Raw genomic sequence first — 16,958 nt, 5'->3', positions numbered from 1 at the left:
TCCAATGTGGGAGCGAGCCTGCTCGCGATAGCGATCTCAAAACTCACACCGAGCTAAAGCACCTGCCAACCCCCACCCAACGCCTTGTACAACGCAATACTGGCCTGCAACCGCGACAGTCTCAGCTGCACATTCAGATCCTGGGCGGCATACAGCGTGCGCTGGGTTTGCAGCACCGTGAGCAGGTCTTCGGCGCCGGCCTGGTAACGGCTCTGGGCGATGTCGAAAGCGCTCTGCGCCTGGCTCAGTTCCTCCCCTTGCCACTGACGTTGTTCGTCCAGCCCGCGAATGATGTTGAGGGCTTTTTCTACATCGGCGAAGCCATTGATGATTGCCCCGCGATAGGTTTCCAGCAGTTCCTGTTGACGTGCCGTGGCCTTGTCGCGCTCGGCGCTGAGGCGCCCGTTGTTGAAGACCGGCGCCACCAGTCCCGAGGACAGGTTGTAAAAGGTGGTGCGCAACATATCCGAGGCCAGGTCGGCGCCGGTGCCCAGGCTGGCGGTGAGCGTCAGCTTGGGCAGCATCGCCGCGCGGGCGACGGTCACATCGGCCTGGGCAGCGGCGAGTTTGGCTTCGGCGCTGGCGATGTCCGGGCGGCGACTCAATAATTCACTGGGCACGCCGCTGGCAATCTCCGGCCAATGCAATTGATCGAACGGCTGCTCCGTCAGCGTCAGTGCCTGCACCGGTTGGCCGAGCAGGGCGGCGAGGGTGATCCGCGCTTCCCGGGCCTGTTGTTGCACCAGTGGCAGTTTGCGTTGCTGTTCGGCCACCAGGCTTTTTTGCTGCGCCAGTTCCAGCGCGGTGGCGCTGCCGGCGTCATAACGGGTCTGCACCCATCGCAAAACGCTTTGGGCGTTGGCCAGGTTCAACTCGGCGATCCGTTGCTGTTCACGCAACGACAAGGCCTGGGTGTAGCTGTTGGCCACGCCGCTTTGCAAGGTCAGTTCCACGGTGGCCCGATCGAACTCGCTGGCCTGCAAGCCGAGCAGGGCACTGTCCCGGGCCGCCCGTTTGCCGCCCCAGAAATCGATTTCGTAACTGGCGCTCAGTTCCGCATCGTAATAATTCAGCGAGCGATTATCGGGGCTGACGTCCAGTTGGCTGTAGCCCTTGCCGTGCAGCAAGCGTTGGCGATTGGCGTTGAGGCCGGCCTTGAGTTCGGGCAGCAGCGGGGCGCCGGCGATGGTGGCGCTGGCCTGGGCTTGCCGCACCCGGGCGACAGCGGCGGCCAGGTCGTGACTGCCCACGCTGGCCTGTTCGATCAGGTGATTGAGTTGCGGGCTGCCGAACTGCGTCCACCATTGCCGATTGCTGTGTGCAGCGGCGGCGGTGTTCGGCGATTGCCAGGCGGCGGGTGGTTGCAGGCCGCTGTCGAGGCGGGGAGCAGGGTTGCTGCAGGCGGCCAGCAACAGGCTGGCGGCCAGAAGGGTCAGGGGCACTTTCATAGGTCGATCATTCACTGGTAAGGGCCGTGACCGGATCGAGCCGGGCGGCCTTGCGGGCAGGCATGAAGCCGAAGATGACACCGGTGACCAAGGCGCAGCCGAAGGCGCCGAACACGGCGAACAACTGAAACGCAACCGCGACATTGCCGAGCAGCAGCACGCCACCGACCAGCAGCGCCAGACCGATCCCGGCGACACCGCCGACCACCGAGAGCATCACCGCCTCGGTGAGAAACTGGCGCAGGATGTCGCGCTGACGGGCGCCGGTGGCCATGCGAATCCCGATTTCCCGGGTGCGTTCACGCACGGTCATCAGCATGATGTTCATGACGCCGATGCCGCCGACCAGCAACGAAATCGCCGCAATCGAACCGAGCATCAATGACAGCGTGCCCTGGGTGCGGGCCTCGGCCTGGATCATGGCGGCGTTGTTGGTCAACTCGAAATCGCGCTTGCCCTTGTGCTCGCGCAGCATCGTTTGTTCGATCGCCTGCTCGGCTTCCTTGACCTTGCGCGCATCCCTGGCGGCGATCACCACGTACTCGGGATTGCGGCTGCCAAACAGACGCACACTGGCGGCCGAATAGGGCACGGCGATGCGGTTGTCGCTGTCGGAATCGCCGGAACTGGAGCCTTTTTCCGCCAGTACGCCGAGCACCTGAAACGGCACGTTTTCGATCAGGATGTACTGGCCAATCGGGTCGGCCAGGTCTTTGAACAGCTTCTCCCTGACCTTGTGGCCGATCACCGCGACCGCGGCGGCACTGTCTTCATCGGCCTGGGTGAAATAGCTGCCCTGAACCACCGGCCAATTGAAAATACTCGGGAAGTTGGTGTCGTTGCCGCCCACATAGGCGGTGTGATCGGCGTTGCCGAAACGCACGCCGGCCGTCGAGCCGTTGACCGGCATGATCCGCTGCACCTGGGGCAGGTTGGCGAGCGCGGCGACGTCGTCGAGGGTAATGATCCCGGGTGGCGTACGCGGATTGGGCGCGGCGCCGCTGAGGTAAATGATGTTGGAACCGAAGGCGCCCATCTGCGCCATCACCTGGCGCTTGCTGCCTTCGCCCACCGCCAGCATCACCACCACCGACGCGACGCCAATGACAATTCCCAGCAATGTCAACGCGGTGCGGAAGCGGTTGATCCACATCACGCGCCACGCCGCCTGAACCGCGTCCACCAGTTCGCCTTTCCAGGCGCCATTGGCTTCGCTGCCGGCGCTCAGGCGCTGGCGCAGGTCTACGGCTTGCAGCGCACCGGGGCGTGTCGTACGCGGGGCGGCCGAAGGATTTGTGGCGGTGTCGCTGATGATCAGGCCGTCGCGGATTTCGATGACCCGGTTGGCACGCCTGGCCACTTCGCGATCGTGGGTGATCAGGATCACCACATGCCCCTGACTGGCCAGTTCATCGAGCAGGCTCATGACTTCGGCGCCGCTGTGGCTGTCGAGGGCGCCGGTGGGTTCGTCGGCGAGGATGATGTGGCCGCCGTTCATCAAGGCCCGGGCGATCGACACTCGTTGTTGCTGACCACCAGAGAGCTGATGCGGACGGTTGCCGGTACGCGAGCCCAGGCCGAGGCGCTCGAGCAGGGCCGCCGCGCGGGCATGGCGTTCGTCCGCCGGGGTGCCGGCATAAATGGCGGGCATCTCGACGTTTTCCTGGGCCGATCCAGACGGGATCAGGTGGTAACCCTGAAACACGAAACCAAAGGCCTCACGCCGTAGCCACGCCAGTTCGTCGCTGCCAAGGCCGGCGACGTTTTCCCCGGCGAACAAGTAGTCGCCGCTGGTGGGCCGGTCGAGGCAGCCGAGAATGTTCATCAGGGTCGATTTGCCGGAGCCGGAAGCGCCGACAATGGCGACAAATTCGCCGGCGTGGATCGACAGGTCGATGCCGCGCAGCACTTCCACCAAGGGGCTGTCGCCACCGCCGTAGGCTTTGCGGATCTGTCGCAGGTCAATCAGGGGCGTTTGCATTCAGCCTCCGCTGCCGGTGAGCGGAGCGCTCAGCACGTGATCGCCTTCCGCCAACCCGTCGAGAATCTGCGTGCGCAGCCGGTCGCTGATCCCGGTGCGGACCTCGCGGCGCTGCACCTCGCCGTTGGCCGCCACCACTTGCGCCACCTGGCGATCTGCCGCGGAGCCGTTTTGCAGGGCCGCGGTGGGCACCGTCAGCACGTTCTGCGCTTGCTGGGCGACGAAAAAAACCTGGGCGGTCATGTCGGTCATCAAGGCGTTGTCGGCGTTGTCGACATCCAGTAGCACGGTGTAGAGCACCACCCGTTCACTGCCGCTACGACCACTGGTGGGGCTGCCACCCTGAGCCTGTTCGAGCGGGCGCGGTGGCACCGGCAAAATCTGCCGCACGGTGCTGCTCCAGCGTCGGCTGCCACCGCTGAGGGTGGTAAACCAGGCGGTCATGCCGGGTTTGACCTGGCCGATATCGGCCTCGGACACCTCGGCCCACACGGTCATTGGTGACAACTTGGCAATGCGCAATATCAGCGGCGTCTGTTGTTGTGCGTTGAGCGTCTGGCCTTCCCGGGCGCCGACGGCGACCACCGTGCCGGACATCGGCGCGTAGATTCGTGTGTAACCCAGCTCCGCTTCATCGCTGCGCAAACTGGCCTGGGCTTGACGGATCTGCGCCTGGAACATGTCGATGCGCGCTTGGGTCTTCCGCACTTCGGCGAGGGCGGTCTGCACATCTTCTTCGCGGGTCGCGCCGCCGGCCTTGAGGTTCTGCTGGCGCTGGTACTTTTGCTGCGCCAAGTCGTGCTGGGCGCGCTGTTCTTGCAGCTGGGCCTTGAGGTTGTCGATGGAAAAGCGCCCGGCGTCGAGTTTGGCTTTCTGGGTCGAGGGATCGATCTCCACCAGCAATTGGCCTTCCTTGATCTGATCGCCGGCCTCGACATGAATCTTCTGGATCTGCCCGGACGCCTGGGCGCCGACGTCGACGTAACGTCGCGGTTGCAGGGTGCCGAGGGCGGTCACGCTGTTTTCGATATCGGCGCGGGTCACGGCGGCGGTGGCAAGTTTCTCACGCCCCTGCGGGATCACTTGCCAGGCGGCCAGGGCAGCAGCGGGGATCAGGCACAGAGCGACAAACAGGGCGCGTCGGGTGGGGCGGGGACGTTTCATGCGGGGTTCCAGCCGGTGAAAATCGGCCCGTCGCTCGGCGAGCGCGGCAGTGACCGGCGCCGCTGAACGCTGTCGGTGGACCGACAGACACGGGAAGCTGTCCTGTAAACGAGAACCCCGAACGGGAATTTAAGCGTTGATACATGGCGTTACAGGTCGACAAATGAGGTTATTTCTCAGGCAAATGGATCCAGTGCTTTAAATCTATATGAGAATTACTATAAATTACGCCTCTTGCGCGCTGCCATCATCGTGCCGCCATCTCTTTGATGGCGCAGATCTGGCTCAAGGACCGGGAGTCATGTTGGAAAACTACTATCGCGAGCTGGTGTGTTTCCTGAACGCCAAGCTGGGCAACCGTCAGGTGGCCGAAGATGTGGTGCATGACGCTTATCTGCGGGTGCTGGAGCGTTCCAGTGAGACGCCGATCGAACAACCCCGGGCGTTTCTTTATCGCACCGCGCTCAACCTGGTGATCGATGACCACCGCCGCAATGCCTTGCGTCAGGTCGAATCCCTGGACGTGCTCGACAGCGAAGAGCGCTACTTCACGCCATCCCCCCACAACAGCCTCGATCACGGCCAGCGCCTGGACATGCTCCAGCGCGCACTGGCGGAGTTGCCACGGCTGTGTCGCGAGAGTTTTCTCTTGCGCAAAATCGACGGCTTGTCGCACCCGGAAATCGCCGAGCACCTGGGGATTTCCCGGGCGCTGGTGGAAAAGCACATCGTCAATGCCATGAAGCATTGCCGGGTGCGCATGCGCCAGTGGGACGCCCATTGATCGGCTCGGTTTAATCAGGCTTCGCTAAATTTTTTTTCATTGTCCTCGTTCCTATTCAACAGACGATCTGCTGCCGTACAAGGCCGGTCAGGTCACCCAGGCTTTATCCCCGCTGGTCCGGGGTTCATCCAGAGGACACTGGAAATGACACAGGCAATTGCATCGCCCATCGTTCACGACCTGATCGGCGTCGGTTTCGGCCCTTCGAACCTGGCTCTGGCCATCGCCCTGCAAGAACGCGGGCCGAGCCAGGGCGAGCTGGATGCGCTGTTTCTCGACAAGCAGGCGGACTACCGCTGGCACGGCAATACCCTGGTCACCCAGAGCGAACTGCAGATTTCCTTTCTCAAGGATCTGGTGACGCTGCGTAACCCGACCAGCCCGTATTCCTTCGTCAACTACCTCAAGCAGCACGGTCGTCTGGTGGACTTCATCAACCTCGGCACCTTCTATCCGTGCCGCATGGAGTACAACGACTACCTGCGCTGGGTCGCCGGGCAATTTACCGAGCAGAGCCGCTACGGCGAGGAAGTGCTGGCCATCGAGCCGGTGCTGCACCACCAGCAGGTCGAAGCCCTGCGGGTGATCTCGCGTGATACGCAAGGTCAGCAGCATGTGCGCACCACTCGTTCGGTAGTGGTCAGCGCCGGCGGCACACCGCGTATTCCCGAAGCGTTCAAGGCACTGAAGGATGACGGCCGGGTGTTCCACCACTCCCAGTACCTGGAGCGCATGGCCAGGCAGCCGTGCGTGAACAACCAACCGATGAACATTGCGATCATCGGCGGCGGGCAGAGTGCGGCGGAAGCCTTCATCGACCTGAACGACAGCTTCCCGTCGGTGCAGGTGGACATGATCCTGCGTGGCTCGGCCCTGAAACCGGCCGATGACAGCCCCTTCGTCAATGAAGTGTTTTCGCCGGAGTTCACCGACCTGGTGTTCCAGCAGGCCAGCAGCGAACGCGAGCGCCTGGTCAACGAGTACCACAACACCAACTATTCGGTGGTGGACATCGACCTGATCGAACGCATCTACGGCATCTTCTACCGGCAGAAAGTCTCGGGCATCGCGCGCCATGCGTTCCGTACCCTGACCACCGTCGAAAAAGCCACCGCCACCGAGCGCGGTATCGAGCTGGCGACGCGCAACAACGCCACGGGTGAAGTCACGGTTAGTCGTTACGACGCAGTGGTACTGGCCACCGGTTACGAGCGTCAGATGCACCGCAAGTTGCTGGCGCCGCTTGCACAGTACCTGGGCGATTTCGAGGTCGATCGCAACTACAAACTGATCACCGACGAGCGTTGCAAGGCCGGCATCTACATGCAGGGCTTCTGCCAGGCCAGCCACGGCTTGAGCGACACCTTGCTGTCGATCCTGCCGATTCGCGCCGATGAAATTGCCGGCTCGCTGTATGACCATGGCAAGTCGCGTGGGCATGGCCGGTCGGTGATGGATTTGTTGTTGGCCACAGCGAGCTGAGATTTGTGGCGGCTGTGAGGCCGCTATCGCGGGCAAGCCCGCTCCCACAATTTGATCTTCAGTCACCCAATCTGTGTTCACTGAAGATCCCTGTGGGAGCGGGCTTGCCCGCGATGGCGCCCTCAAAAGCACCACAAATCTAAAATCCTGAACCCGGCGAACCCCGCCCCGTCCCTGTGAACCACATGCCGAAGGGATAATCGACACAGCTTTTAGGAAACGTCCTACAGAACGCTTCCTTGGTCTTGCGTAGTCTTGCCGCCTCACTCATCAGTCATTGAACTGGAGGCACGCGATGACCAACAAAGCCTTGCGTATCCTGATCGCCGACGAACAGCATTTTCACCGGATGAAAACCGAACGGCTGTTCAATCAGCTCGATTACTACCGGGTAGCGCCGGTGCAAAACCTTGCGCAAATGCTGATTCTGGTCGAGTACGGCTGCGAGCCATTTGATCTGGTGGTCATCAATGCCTCACTGGCGGGAGGGGCATTGGACCTGCCCGGGTTCTTCCTCGATAACCGCCAGGTTCACCACGCCTTGATTTACGATGGCCTGACGGCACAACTGGCGCCAACTTCTGCCGTCGGTGTTGAGCAGAAGGTTCAGATAAGCCACGCGGCCCTGCCGGATTTTGCGTCCATTCAACGGCTGATGGCGTTCATCGATCCGCCTGCGTGTGAAGCTGCACAGCCCCCGGTGTATGCGCGGTATCTGCATCAGATCGGTTGATTCCGGGGTTACCGTTCGTCGGTACTATCATTTCTGTCAGGTACATTCTTTCTGCCTTCCATGCAAAAGTCTTAGCGCAGCCGTTGCGTCCGGTTCGTCGTTATCCGGCGTGCATTGGTGCGCAATCGTCAGATCTTTGCACAGGGAATTACCATGAAGTCAGTGCTGATTGTGGACGATCATCCGGTGGTACGCGCCGCAGTCAAAATCGTATTGGAGAAGGAGGGTTTCAAACGGATTTATGAGGCGTCCAGCGGTAGCGAGGCATTGTCGATGCTCCGAGAGCATTCACCCATGCTGGTGGTGCTGGATCTGGTCATGCCCGAGGGCGATGGGCTGGATGTGCTGGACCGGATCAGGGCCAATGATTGGTCAAGTCTGGTACTGGTTTTCACGTCCATGGATCCGCTGTTTTTTCAAGAGCGTTGCATGCGCGCCGGGGCCATGGCGTATGTCGCCAAGACCAACGTCCTGAGTCAATTGCAAAAAGCCGTGCATGCGGTCATGACCGGTTACACCTATTTTGCGCGGCTGCCTTCGGGATCGCAGGACTCCCTGCAACGCAGCGAAAAACAGATGATCGACAAGCTCTCCAACCGCGAGCTGACCATCCTGCAATACCTGGCCCGGGGCACGAGCAACAAGACCATCGCCGAGCTTATGCACCTGAGTCACAAGACTGTCAGCACCTATAAAACCCGCTTGATCGAAAAGCTCGGGGTGAACGCGGCGGTGCACTTGCGCGACTTCGCCAAGCGTAATCATCTGATCTGAGTGAACCCGATCATGCGCATGTTGCTGTTGGCCTTGGCACTGAGTCTTTTAACGCAGTTGCCTGCGGCGATGGCCGACGAGCCACAGCGGTTGCAATTGCTGGGGCGCTCCACAGTGGAGGGTTTTCAGGTCAAGCTGGATGAAAAGGACTGGCAATGGCTACGCGATAAACGGGTTCTGCGCCTGGGGGTGACGGGGGCGGATTACCCGCCATTCGAAGTGACGCGCCATCGCGATGAGCTGGAAGGCATCACCGCCGATTACGCCGAGCTGGTGGGGCAACTGCTGCACGTCAAGATCGACGTGCTGCGTTATGCCACTCGTGAGGCCGCCATGGACGCCCTCAAACGCCATGAACTGGATCTGCTCGGCACCTCGAACAACTTCGAGGCGGCCGACCCCGCGCTGACCCGGTCCCGAGCCTATGCCGAAGATCAGCCCATGCTGGTCACCCGACTGGACGAGCGAATGCCCGTCGACCTTGCCGGCAAACGTATCGCCATGGTCGAAGACTATTTGCAGGCGCAGACGGTTGAAGCGTTTTATCCCGCTGCAAGTTTGCAGCGTTATCCCTCGGCACTCGATGCGCTCGGAGCGGTAGCGTTCGGGCCAGACGATGTGTACCTCGGGGATTTCATCAGCGCCAATTACCTGATCAACAACAACTACCTCAATAACGTTCATCTGGCGGGGCCTTCCGGTCTGGATGCCAATCCGTTCGGCTTCGCTTTGGCGGTGGATAATCCGCGTCTCAAAAGCATCGTCGACAAGGCTCTGGCGGCGATTCCGATGGACCAGCGCGCGGTCATCGAGGTGCGCTGGAGTGCCGGCAGGGCTAATACGGCGGGTCAACAGCCGGTGCGTTTGAGCCCCAGTGAACAACGCTGGCTGGACCGGCATCCGACGGTCATTGTCGGCACGATCGATAACTTTGCCCCGTTGACGTTCTACGATGCCCAAGGCCGGCTCAGCGGGTTGACCGCGCAGTTGCTGACGCTGATCAGCCAGCGCAGCGGCTTGAGATTCCAGGTGCAACGCGGCCACTCACTGGACCGGCAAATCGAGCAACTGCGGGACGGCGAGATCGACCTGTTGCCCGTGGTCACGCCCAGTACCGAGCGTGAGGACACGTTGCTCTTCACCCGCGCCTACCTCAGCAATCCGTTTGTGCTGGTCAGTGCAACTACCCAAGGCAGCCCCAGGACGCTGGACGATCTGGCCGGTAAACGCCTGGCGATTTATCGTGGTCATCCGTTGTTTGGGTTCATGCAGGCTCGGGCGCCGCAGGTGCGTCTGGTCGAAGTGAAAAGCCCGGCCGAAGGCATGGACCGGGTGATCAAGGGGCAGGCTGATGCGACGCTCAGTTCGTTGATCGTCGCCCGTTACCTGATCGCTCGGCATTACCGTGATCGTCTGCGCGTCAGCAGCACCGTGGGTGATCAACCTGCCCGTATTGCCTTGGCCACCAATCGCGGCGCGCTGGAGCTGCACTCGATTCTGAACAAGGCGTTGCTGAGCATTTCGCCTCAGGAAATGGACGATCTGGTGGCCCGCTGGAGTCATGATGTGGTGCTGGATGACAGCTATTGGCTGCGCCATCGTCAGGGCATTCTTCAGGCGTTCGCCGTGGCTGGCGCCTTGCTGTTGCTCGCCATGGGCTGGATTGCCTGGCAGCGTCGGCAGATCCGCCAGCGTCAGCAGTGGTTGCAGCAATTGCAGGATGCCAAGAACGAGGCGGACGATGCCAACCGCGCCAAAACCACCTTTCTGGCGACCATGAGTCATGAGATCCGCACACCGATGAGCGCCCTGATCGGCATGCTCGAACTGGCCCTGAAACGTGCGGACGAGGGCGTCACCGATCGCTTTGCCATTGAGGTAGCGTCTGATGCTGCACAACAATTGCTGGCGCTGATCGGTGACATTCTGGACATCGCCCGCATCGAGTCCGGGCATTTATCCCTGGCACCTGAGCGGGCCAATCTTCGGCGGCTGGTGGAATCGGTGTGTGGGGTTTTCGAAGGCCTTGCACGGCAGAATGGGCTGGCGTGGCGAGTCGATCTGGATGAACACAGCGACTGCGACGTGTTGCTCGACCCCACCCGTTTCAAGCAGGTGCTGTCCAACCTGCTGAGCAACGCCATCAAGTTCACCCGTGAGGGCGAGGTGAGCCTGGCGCTGCGGGTGACGCCCGCGACGCCAGGGCATCTGGCGGTCAGTGTGCGCATTGAAGACACCGGTATTGGCATCAGCGAAGTCGATCGGCAACGGTTGTTCAGCCCGTTCGCCCAGGCCAGCAATAACCCGCAGTCAGCTCGCGGCGGTTCCGGGTTGGGCCTGGTGATCAGCCGCACATTGTGCGAAATGACGGGCGGTCGGTTGCAACTCGGCAGCGTCCTCGGGCAAGGCACACAGGTCGACATCAACCTTGAGCTGATCGCACTGCAACCGTTGCCTGCCATTGAGGCAGTGGACAGCGGGTTGCAGGTGCCGACGCGACCACTGACGATTCTGGTGGTCGACGATCACCCGGCTAATCGACTGTTGCTTTCACGGCAACTGAGCCACCTGGGACATCGTGTTCTGGAGGCCGAAGAGGGCGCTCGGGGGCTTGAGCTGTGGCGCGAACATGAGTTCGATCTGGTGGTTACCGACTGCAATATGCCCAGGCTCAGTGGTTATGAACTGGCGGGTGCAATCCGCGATGAAGAGTGCGCCAAAGGATTACCGTCGACGCTGATTCTGGGCTTTACCGCCAATGCGCAGCCCGAAGAAAAAGTCCGCTGCCTGGAGGCAGGCATGGACGACTGCCTGTTCAAACCCATCCTGCTGGCAGATTTGAGCGCATGGCTGGCCTCCAGGTTTGTGAGCGAAGCGCCGGAGACGCTCGAAGAGCAACCCACGGCCGAGATGGACCTGAGCGGCCTGGAGCAATACGTCGGTGTGGACCGCACGCTGCTCGATCAGCTGGTGCGCGAACTGGCGGTGACCAACCGGGTTGATCGGGATGATCTGCTTGAGGCGCACGCCAGTGGCAATCGCCATGACCTGCAAGCCTTGGCGCACCGCATCAAGGGCGGTGCGCGCATGGTCCGTGCGGTGCGTTTGATCGAACGCTGCGAACAACTGGAGCGCGTCATCGAGGCGGGGGAGCTGGCGCTGATCGACGAAGCCGTCAACCAGCTGCAGCACGCTATGTCATCGCTGGACGAACACTTGAGCCCGGATTTGAGCCAAGGCTGAAACTCAATCCCACTGCGGCGCAATGCCTTTGGGGCTGGTCAGCCGCTGACCGCGATCCAGGCCCGCGATCAGCGCCATGTCGGCGTCGCTCAGGGGCAGGGCGCAGGCTTGCAGATTGCCTTGCAGGTTGGCGCGTTTGGTCGAGGAAGGAATCACCGCGTACCCAAGCTGCATGGCCCACGCCAGCGTGACCTGGGCCGGTGTCGCCTGAAGGCGATCGGCGATCTGCTGGATGAGCGGATCCTTCAGCACTTCGCCGTAGGCCAGGGTCATGTAAGAGGTGATCCGGATACCTTGGCTTTGGGCGAATTCGACCACCTTGCGGTTTTGCAGGTACGGGTGCAGCTCGATCTGGTTGGTGGCGATGTTCTCGGCACCGATGGCAGCAATGGCCTGTTGCATCAGCTCGACCGTGAAGTTGGATACGCCGATTTGTCGGGTCAGGCCCAGTTGTTTGGCTTGGAGTAAGGCGCCCATGAATTCTTCGACCGGAACCTGATCTTCCGGCGACGGCCAGTGGATCAGCGTCAGGTCCAGGTAATCGGTTTGCAGCTTGTTCAGACTCTCTTTGAGGCTGTCGATCAACCGGTCCTTGGCAAAGTTGGCGACCCAGATTTTGCTGGTGATGAACAGCTCGTCACGAGCAATGCCACTGGCAGCGATGGCCTGGCCGACCTCGGCTTCGTTTTCGTAGATTTGCGCGGTATCGATGACCCGGTAGCCCAGCTCAAGACCGGTGCTCACCGAATCGATGACCACTTGGCCTTGCAAGCGAAAGGTACCAAGACCGAATGCGGGGATAGACATCAATGACTCCAGGGGTTGCAGTGGGAATGAGCGGGAGTATCCCCGGCGGCACCCTTGAGAAAAACCGCTGGTTGGGCAAAGCACTGTTTACCGCAAGTCATGAATGGGTGACATGTCAGTGGTATTGATAGTGCCTGATCTGACGCTATCGCGAGCAGGCTCGCTCCCACACTGGATTTGCGTACACCACAGATCCCCTGTGGGAGCGAGCCTGCTCGCGATAGCCACGACTCGGTGTCGGGTTTTAACCCGCCTAAGCAATATCGCTATGGCTGAATTCCTCGCCCAGAAAGTCGATCAAGGTCCGCACCGACGGCAACAATCCGCGTCGTGAGGGGAAGATCGCGTGCACGATTCCGCACTTGGGTGTCCAGCCCGGCACCAGCTCAACCAGTTGGCCGGCGGCAATTTCATCGCGCACCACCACACTCGGCAGGTGGGCGATACCGATGCCGGCGAGCACCGCGTGACGCAAGGCCAGCAAGTCGTCGGTGACCATTCGCGGGGTATGACGAATCAGCGCGCTGGCGCCATCGGCACCGAACAATTCCCACTGATATTCACGCTGCGCGCCACCCCAATGCACGCTCGGCAGACCGCTGAGATCAGCCGGCGTGGCCGGTGACGACAAGCGCTGCACAAATGCCGGACTCCCCACCAGGCATTGGGTGCTGTTGCCCAGCACCTTCATCACCATGTCGGTGTTTTCCAACGGCGGAAAGCGCACGCGCAGCGCGATATCGAACCCCTCGTGGATCAGGTCGACCCGGCGGTTGGTGCTTTCGATGAATAACTCCACCAACGGGTATTTGAGCATGTAGCGGGTCAGCATCGGCCCGACCCAGGTGTTCAGCAGCGCGGTCGGGCAACTGATGCGCACCAGGCCCTGGGGTTCGGAGCGATTGCGTTCGATCAGTTCGGCGGCGCTTTCGGCTTCGACTCGCATGGCCAGGCAACGCTGGTAATAGGCCTGGCCGATTTCGGTCAGCGAGCAATGCCGGCTGCTGCGGTGCAGTAGGCGCACGCCGAGGCGTTCTTCGAGCTCGGCAATACGTCGGCTGAGCTTGGATTTGGGCATGTCCAGAGCGCGTCCGGCCGGGGCGAAACCGCGGTGCTCCACCACTTGGGTGAAGTAGTACAGGGTGTTGAGGTCTTCCACCATCGTTCTCCAAATAGAACGCTAAGGCCGATTTTTGCAGTCTAGCGCACCAAAGGCCCCGGTTTTAATCTTTGTCCATCGCGTCACACAACAAATTTGGAGGAAAAGATGAAAAACATCATCGGTATCTACACCAGCCCACGACCTCACTGGGTCGGCGACGGTTTTCCGGTTCGCACACTGTTTTCCTACGACAACCTGGGCAAACACATCAGCCCGTTTCTGCTGCTGGATCACGCCGGCCCTGCCGAATTCACCCCGACCACCGAGCGTCGTGGCGTTGGTCAGCATCCGCACCGCGGTTTCGAAACCGTGACTATCGTCTACAAGGGCGAAGTGGAACACCGCGACTCTACCGGTAGCGGCGGCAAGATCGGCCCCGGCGACGTGCAATGGATGACTGCGGCTTCGGGGATTGTTCATGAAGAGTTTCACTCCGAAGGTTTCGCCAAGAGCGGCGGCACCCTGGAAATGGTGCAGCTGTGGGTCAACCTGCCGGCCAGGGACAAGATGGCCGAGCCCGGTTACCAGACAATTCTCGACGCTGACATTCCGAGAATTCCACTGAAGAACAACACTGGCAGCCTGCGCTTGATCGCCGGTGAGTTCGAAGGCCATCGCGGCCCGGCGCGCACTTTCACGCCGATCGACGTGTGGGACGTTCGCTTGAACGCCGGCAAGTTGCTGACCCTGGATCTGCACGAAGGGCGCAACACCGCACTGGTGGTGCTGCGCGGCACGGTTCAGGTCAACGGTGTGGAACTGGTGCGAGAAGGGCAGTTGGCGTTGTTCGAGCGCGACGGTGATCAGCTCAGTCTGCAAGCCAATAACGACGCCGTGGTGTTGCTGTTAAGTGGCGAGCCGATTGACGAGCCCATTGTTGGCCACGGTCCGTTCGTGATGAACACCGAGCAAGAAATTCACCAAGCCTTTGCCGACTTCCAGTCGGGACGCTTTGGCCGGATGAGTGATTGAAATCATTGTTGTAGCGCTGTGGCGTGCCGGGTTTGGCTGACTACGCTTGCCTGGCCACGTTTAAACGAAAAATCAGAGTTCACTTCCGCCGGCCCGTTCGGCATCGATAAAAAGCGAGGATTACCCCATGACTACTTCCTACAAACGTCTCGACAAGGATAACGCCGCCGTTCTGCTGGTCGATCACCAGGCGGGCCTGCTTTCTCTGGTGCGCGACATCGATCCGGACCGTTTCAAGAACAACGTGCTGGCCCTGGCCGACCTGGCCAAGTACTTCAAGCTGCCAACGATTCTGACCACCAGTTTCGAAACCGGCCCCAACGGCCCGCTGGTACCGGAACTCAAGGAGTTGTTCCCGGATGCGCCGTACATCGCTCGCCCAGGCCAGATCAATGCCTGGGACAACGAAGACTTCGTCAAGGCGATCAAGGCCACTGGCAAGAAACAACTGATCATCGCCGGTGTGGTGACCGAAGTCTGCGTGGCGTTCCCGGCGCTATCGGCCCTGGCCGAAGGTTTTGAGGTGTTCGTGGTGACCGATGCTTCCGGCACGTTCAATGAACTGACCCGTCAATCAGCGTGGGATCGCATGTCGTCCTCTGGCGCCCAACTGATGACCTGGTTCGGCCTGGCCTGTGAACTGCATCGCGACTGGCGCAACGACGTGGAAGGCCTGGCGACTTTGTTCTCCAACCACATCCCGGACTACCGCAACCTGATGACCAGCTACAACACCCTGACTAACGCCAAGTAAACCTGACAGCACATACACACATAACCTGTGGGAGCGGGCTTGCCCGCGATAGCGATCGATCAGTCAACATCACAATGACTGATCAATTGCCATCGCGGGCAAACCCGCTCCCACAGTGTTTTGTGTTGTTCTGGAGACATCAATTGCTCCTACACTGTGTCCAGTTTGTGAGATCTTCGCGCCATTGGCCCTTGCTGGAGTTGCTTGATGCTGTCACTGCTCACCGATCATCCGTTGTTCTGCGCGTTTATCCTGATTCTGATTGATCTGGTGTTGTGGCGTTTGATCGCAGCCAGCGGCAGTAATTGGAAACTGGCGGTGCGGCTGGTGATTTTCTCGCTGTTCAGCATGCTGCTGTTCAACGAAGGCTTGAACCCGATGGAGCCGGCGCCCTGGGCCGACAATGTGCCATTGCACCTGGCGGCGACCGGTTTGCAAATTGGCTGGTGGCTGTTCGGCGCGCGCACCCTGACGGTGTTGATCGGCGTGGGGATGATGCAACGGGTCGGGCACACCGGACGCTTGTTGCAGGATCTGCTCGGCGCAGTGATTTTCCTGATCGCGATCATCGCCGCCCTGGCGTACGTTCTCGATCTGCCAGTCAAAGGCGTGCTGGCAACGTCCGGCGCGTTGGCGATCATTGTCGGCCTGGCTTTGCAAAGCACCCTCAGCGACGTGTTCTCCGGGATCGTCCTGAACACCACCAAACCCTATCAACTGGATGACTGGATCTCCATCGACGGCACCGAAGGCCGGGTCATCGACATTGACTGGCGCGCCACGCGCCTGCAAACCGCGCAAGGCAGCATGGCGGTGATTCCCAACTCCCTGGCGGCCAAGGCCAAGATCATCAACTTCAGCCGGCCCAGTGACATTTTTGGTGTATCGATCAGCTTGCAAGTGAGCCCCCACGCTCGTCCGCAAAAGGTGATCGATGCACTGGAGCGGGCCATGCAGGGCTGTCGCCTTCTGTTGAACAAACCAGCGGCGAGTGTGACGTTGAAAACCTCCTGCGGCACCGGCGCGGAATACGAAATCAGCGGTTTCGTGGTCTCTATGGATCAGAAGCGCACGGTGCGCAATCAGCTGTTCGACTTGGCATTCCGGCACTTGCAGGCATCGGGTATCAACTTGCTGTCGAGCACCGAGCCCAACACGCCCGCTGTCCTGTCACGGCCGCTGGCACTGCTGGAAAGCTCGAGCATTTTCTCGACTCTGCGTCAGGAGGAGAAAGAATCCTTCAGCCAGAACATGACCCTGCAAACCTTCCGCGCCGGGGAAATGATCTTGTCGGCGGGGGAGGTCAGCGATCATTTGTTCATCATCGAATCAGGCGTGGTATCGGTGGAGCTGAGCCGTGGCGGGGTCAAGTTCGAATCCGGGCGCATGGGCCCGGGAGAGGTGATTGGCGAGGCCGGGATACTGTCAGACTCGTCAGTGCCGGCGGACATCAGCGCCAAGACTTTTTGCAGTTTGTACCGGATCGAAAAGGAATACCTCAAACCGTGCCTGGAGGCGCGGCATGACATCAGCGAAGCGATGAAGACACTGCTCGATTTCCGTTTGCACAAGGCTCAGACCTTTGCTCAGGAAGTGCCGAAGGTAGTGGCGAAAAAGGGCTTTTTGCAGTGGTTGCGTAGCCACACTTGACACG

General features: G+C 60.7%; 13 protein-coding genes. 8 read left to right on the top strand and 5 right to left on the bottom strand.

Translation table 11 applies throughout. The annotated features are described in order from the left end of the window. Window positions 1-53 precede the first annotated feature (53 nt). From AB7M22_RS17535 to AB7M22_RS17525, 3 genes are read right to left on the bottom strand one after another with little or no spacing between them, the layout of a single operon-like run. Window positions 54-1,448 (bottom strand): efflux transporter outer membrane subunit, encoded by a 1,395-nt coding sequence (locus tag AB7M22_RS17535; protein WP_454187242.1) that lies wholly within the window; start codon window positions 1,446-1,448, stop codon window positions 54-56. A gap of 7 nt (window positions 1,449-1,455) precedes the next feature. Then, a complete protein-coding gene (locus AB7M22_RS17530) occupies window positions 1,456-3,429 on the bottom strand; it encodes a MacB family efflux pump subunit (protein WP_454187241.1) in 1,974 nt (657 codons plus the stop codon). After that, window positions 3,430-4,593, bottom strand: a complete 1,164-nt coding sequence (locus AB7M22_RS17525; RefSeq protein ID WP_454187240.1) for an efflux RND transporter periplasmic adaptor subunit — start codon at window positions 4,591-4,593, stop codon at window positions 3,430-3,432. 301 nt (window positions 4,594-4,894) lie between these two features. On the opposite strand from AB7M22_RS17525, the gene AB7M22_RS17520 reads away from it, so the two are divergent. The 5 genes from AB7M22_RS17520 (at window position 4,895) to AB7M22_RS17500 (ending at window position 11,609) form a co-directional block, all read left to right on the top strand. Further along, complete coding sequence (locus AB7M22_RS17520; protein WP_032835718.1) at window positions 4,895-5,377, top strand: sigma-70 family RNA polymerase sigma factor; 483 nt, start codon at window positions 4,895-4,897, stop codon at window positions 5,375-5,377. 144 nt (window positions 5,378-5,521) lie between these two features. Further along, window positions 5,522-6,859, top strand: a complete 1,338-nt coding sequence (locus AB7M22_RS17515) for a lysine N(6)-hydroxylase/L-ornithine N(5)-oxygenase family protein (RefSeq protein WP_454187239.1) — start codon at window positions 5,522-5,524, stop codon at window positions 6,857-6,859. 295 nt (window positions 6,860-7,154) lie between these two features. Then, window positions 7,155-7,592, top strand: coding sequence for a response regulator (locus tag AB7M22_RS17510; RefSeq protein WP_454187238.1), 438 nt, complete (start codon window positions 7,155-7,157; stop codon window positions 7,590-7,592). 153 nt (window positions 7,593-7,745) lie between these two features. Next, window positions 7,746-8,366 carry a response regulator gene (locus tag AB7M22_RS17505; RefSeq protein ID WP_454187237.1) on the top strand — a complete coding sequence of 207 codons (621 nt, stop codon included), beginning with the start codon at window positions 7,746-7,748 and terminating at the stop codon, window positions 8,364-8,366. A 12-nt stretch (window positions 8,367-8,378) separates the two neighbouring features. Further along, entirely contained in the window at window positions 8,379-11,609 is a 3,231-nt protein-coding gene (locus AB7M22_RS17500; protein ID WP_454187236.1) for a transporter substrate-binding domain-containing protein, read from the top strand. A 3-nt stretch (window positions 11,610-11,612) separates the two neighbouring features. Here AB7M22_RS17500 and dkgB read toward each other — a convergent pair whose 3' ends face one another. Beyond that, the gene (dkgB, locus tag AB7M22_RS17495; protein WP_454187235.1) at window positions 11,613-12,416 is read right to left on the bottom strand and encodes a 2,5-didehydrogluconate reductase DkgB; all 804 of its coding nucleotides are present in this window, start codon (window positions 12,414-12,416) and stop codon (window positions 11,613-11,615) included. A gap of 253 nt (window positions 12,417-12,669) precedes the next feature. Continuing rightward, window positions 12,670-13,578 carry a LysR substrate-binding domain-containing protein gene (locus tag AB7M22_RS17490; RefSeq protein WP_454187234.1) on the bottom strand — a complete coding sequence of 303 codons (909 nt, stop codon included), beginning with the start codon at window positions 13,576-13,578 and terminating at the stop codon, window positions 12,670-12,672. A gap of 105 nt (window positions 13,579-13,683) precedes the next feature. On the opposite strand from AB7M22_RS17490, the gene AB7M22_RS17485 reads away from it, so the two are divergent. From AB7M22_RS17485 to AB7M22_RS17475, 3 genes are all read left to right on the top strand, one after another. Continuing rightward, entirely contained in the window at window positions 13,684-14,550 is an 867-nt protein-coding gene (locus AB7M22_RS17485; protein WP_454187233.1) for a pirin family protein, read from the top strand. 127 nt (window positions 14,551-14,677) lie between these two features. Beyond that, on the top strand, window positions 14,678-15,304 hold the full coding sequence (gene ycaC, locus AB7M22_RS17480) for an isochorismate family cysteine hydrolase YcaC (protein ID WP_030131490.1): 627 nt from the start codon (window positions 14,678-14,680) through the stop codon (window positions 15,302-15,304). 207 nt (window positions 15,305-15,511) lie between these two features. Continuing rightward, window positions 15,512-16,954, top strand: coding sequence for a mechanosensitive ion channel domain-containing protein (locus AB7M22_RS17475; protein WP_454187232.1), 1,443 nt, complete (start codon window positions 15,512-15,514; stop codon window positions 16,952-16,954). Window positions 16,955-16,958: the final 4 nt, after the last annotated feature.

This window comes from Pseudomonas sp. ADAK2 TE3594, assembly GCF_053628675.1.
The sequence above is the reverse complement of the archived record's forward strand: the minus strand, read 5'-3'. Positions and strand labels throughout refer to the sequence as shown.

What these genes read in the sequence shown, in the direction of transcription:
- AB7M22_RS17535 (WP_454187242.1), bottom strand. Translation starts at nt 1,448, where the DNA reads ATGAAAGTGCCCCTGACCCTTCTGGCCGCCAGCCTGTTGCTGGCCGCC.
- AB7M22_RS17530 (WP_454187241.1), bottom strand. Translation starts at nt 3,429, where the DNA reads ATGCAAACGCCCCTGATTGACCTGCGACAGATCCGCAAAGCCTACGGC.
- AB7M22_RS17525 (WP_454187240.1), bottom strand. Translation starts at nt 4,593, where the DNA reads ATGAAACGTCCCCGCCCCACCCGACGCGCCCTGTTTGTCGCTCTGTGC.
- AB7M22_RS17520 (WP_032835718.1), top strand. Translation starts at nt 4,895, where the DNA reads ATGTTGGAAAACTACTATCGCGAGCTGGTGTGTTTCCTGAACGCCAAG.
- AB7M22_RS17515 (WP_454187239.1), top strand. Translation starts at nt 5,522, where the DNA reads ATGACACAGGCAATTGCATCGCCCATCGTTCACGACCTGATCGGCGTC.
- AB7M22_RS17510 (WP_454187238.1), top strand. Translation starts at nt 7,155, where the DNA reads ATGACCAACAAAGCCTTGCGTATCCTGATCGCCGACGAACAGCATTTT.
- AB7M22_RS17505 (WP_454187237.1), top strand. Translation starts at nt 7,746, where the DNA reads ATGAAGTCAGTGCTGATTGTGGACGATCATCCGGTGGTACGCGCCGCA.
- AB7M22_RS17500 (WP_454187236.1), top strand. Translation starts at nt 8,379, where the DNA reads ATGCGCATGTTGCTGTTGGCCTTGGCACTGAGTCTTTTAACGCAGTTG.
- dkgB (WP_454187235.1), bottom strand. Translation starts at nt 12,416, where the DNA reads ATGTCTATCCCCGCATTCGGTCTTGGTACCTTTCGCTTGCAAGGCCAA.
- AB7M22_RS17490 (WP_454187234.1), bottom strand. Translation starts at nt 13,578, where the DNA reads ATGGTGGAAGACCTCAACACCCTGTACTACTTCACCCAAGTGGTGGAG.
- AB7M22_RS17485 (WP_454187233.1), top strand. Translation starts at nt 13,684, where the DNA reads ATGAAAAACATCATCGGTATCTACACCAGCCCACGACCTCACTGGGTC.
- ycaC (WP_030131490.1), top strand. Translation starts at nt 14,678, where the DNA reads ATGACTACTTCCTACAAACGTCTCGACAAGGATAACGCCGCCGTTCTG.
- AB7M22_RS17475 (WP_454187232.1), top strand. Translation starts at nt 15,512, where the DNA reads ATGCTGTCACTGCTCACCGATCATCCGTTGTTCTGCGCGTTTATCCTG.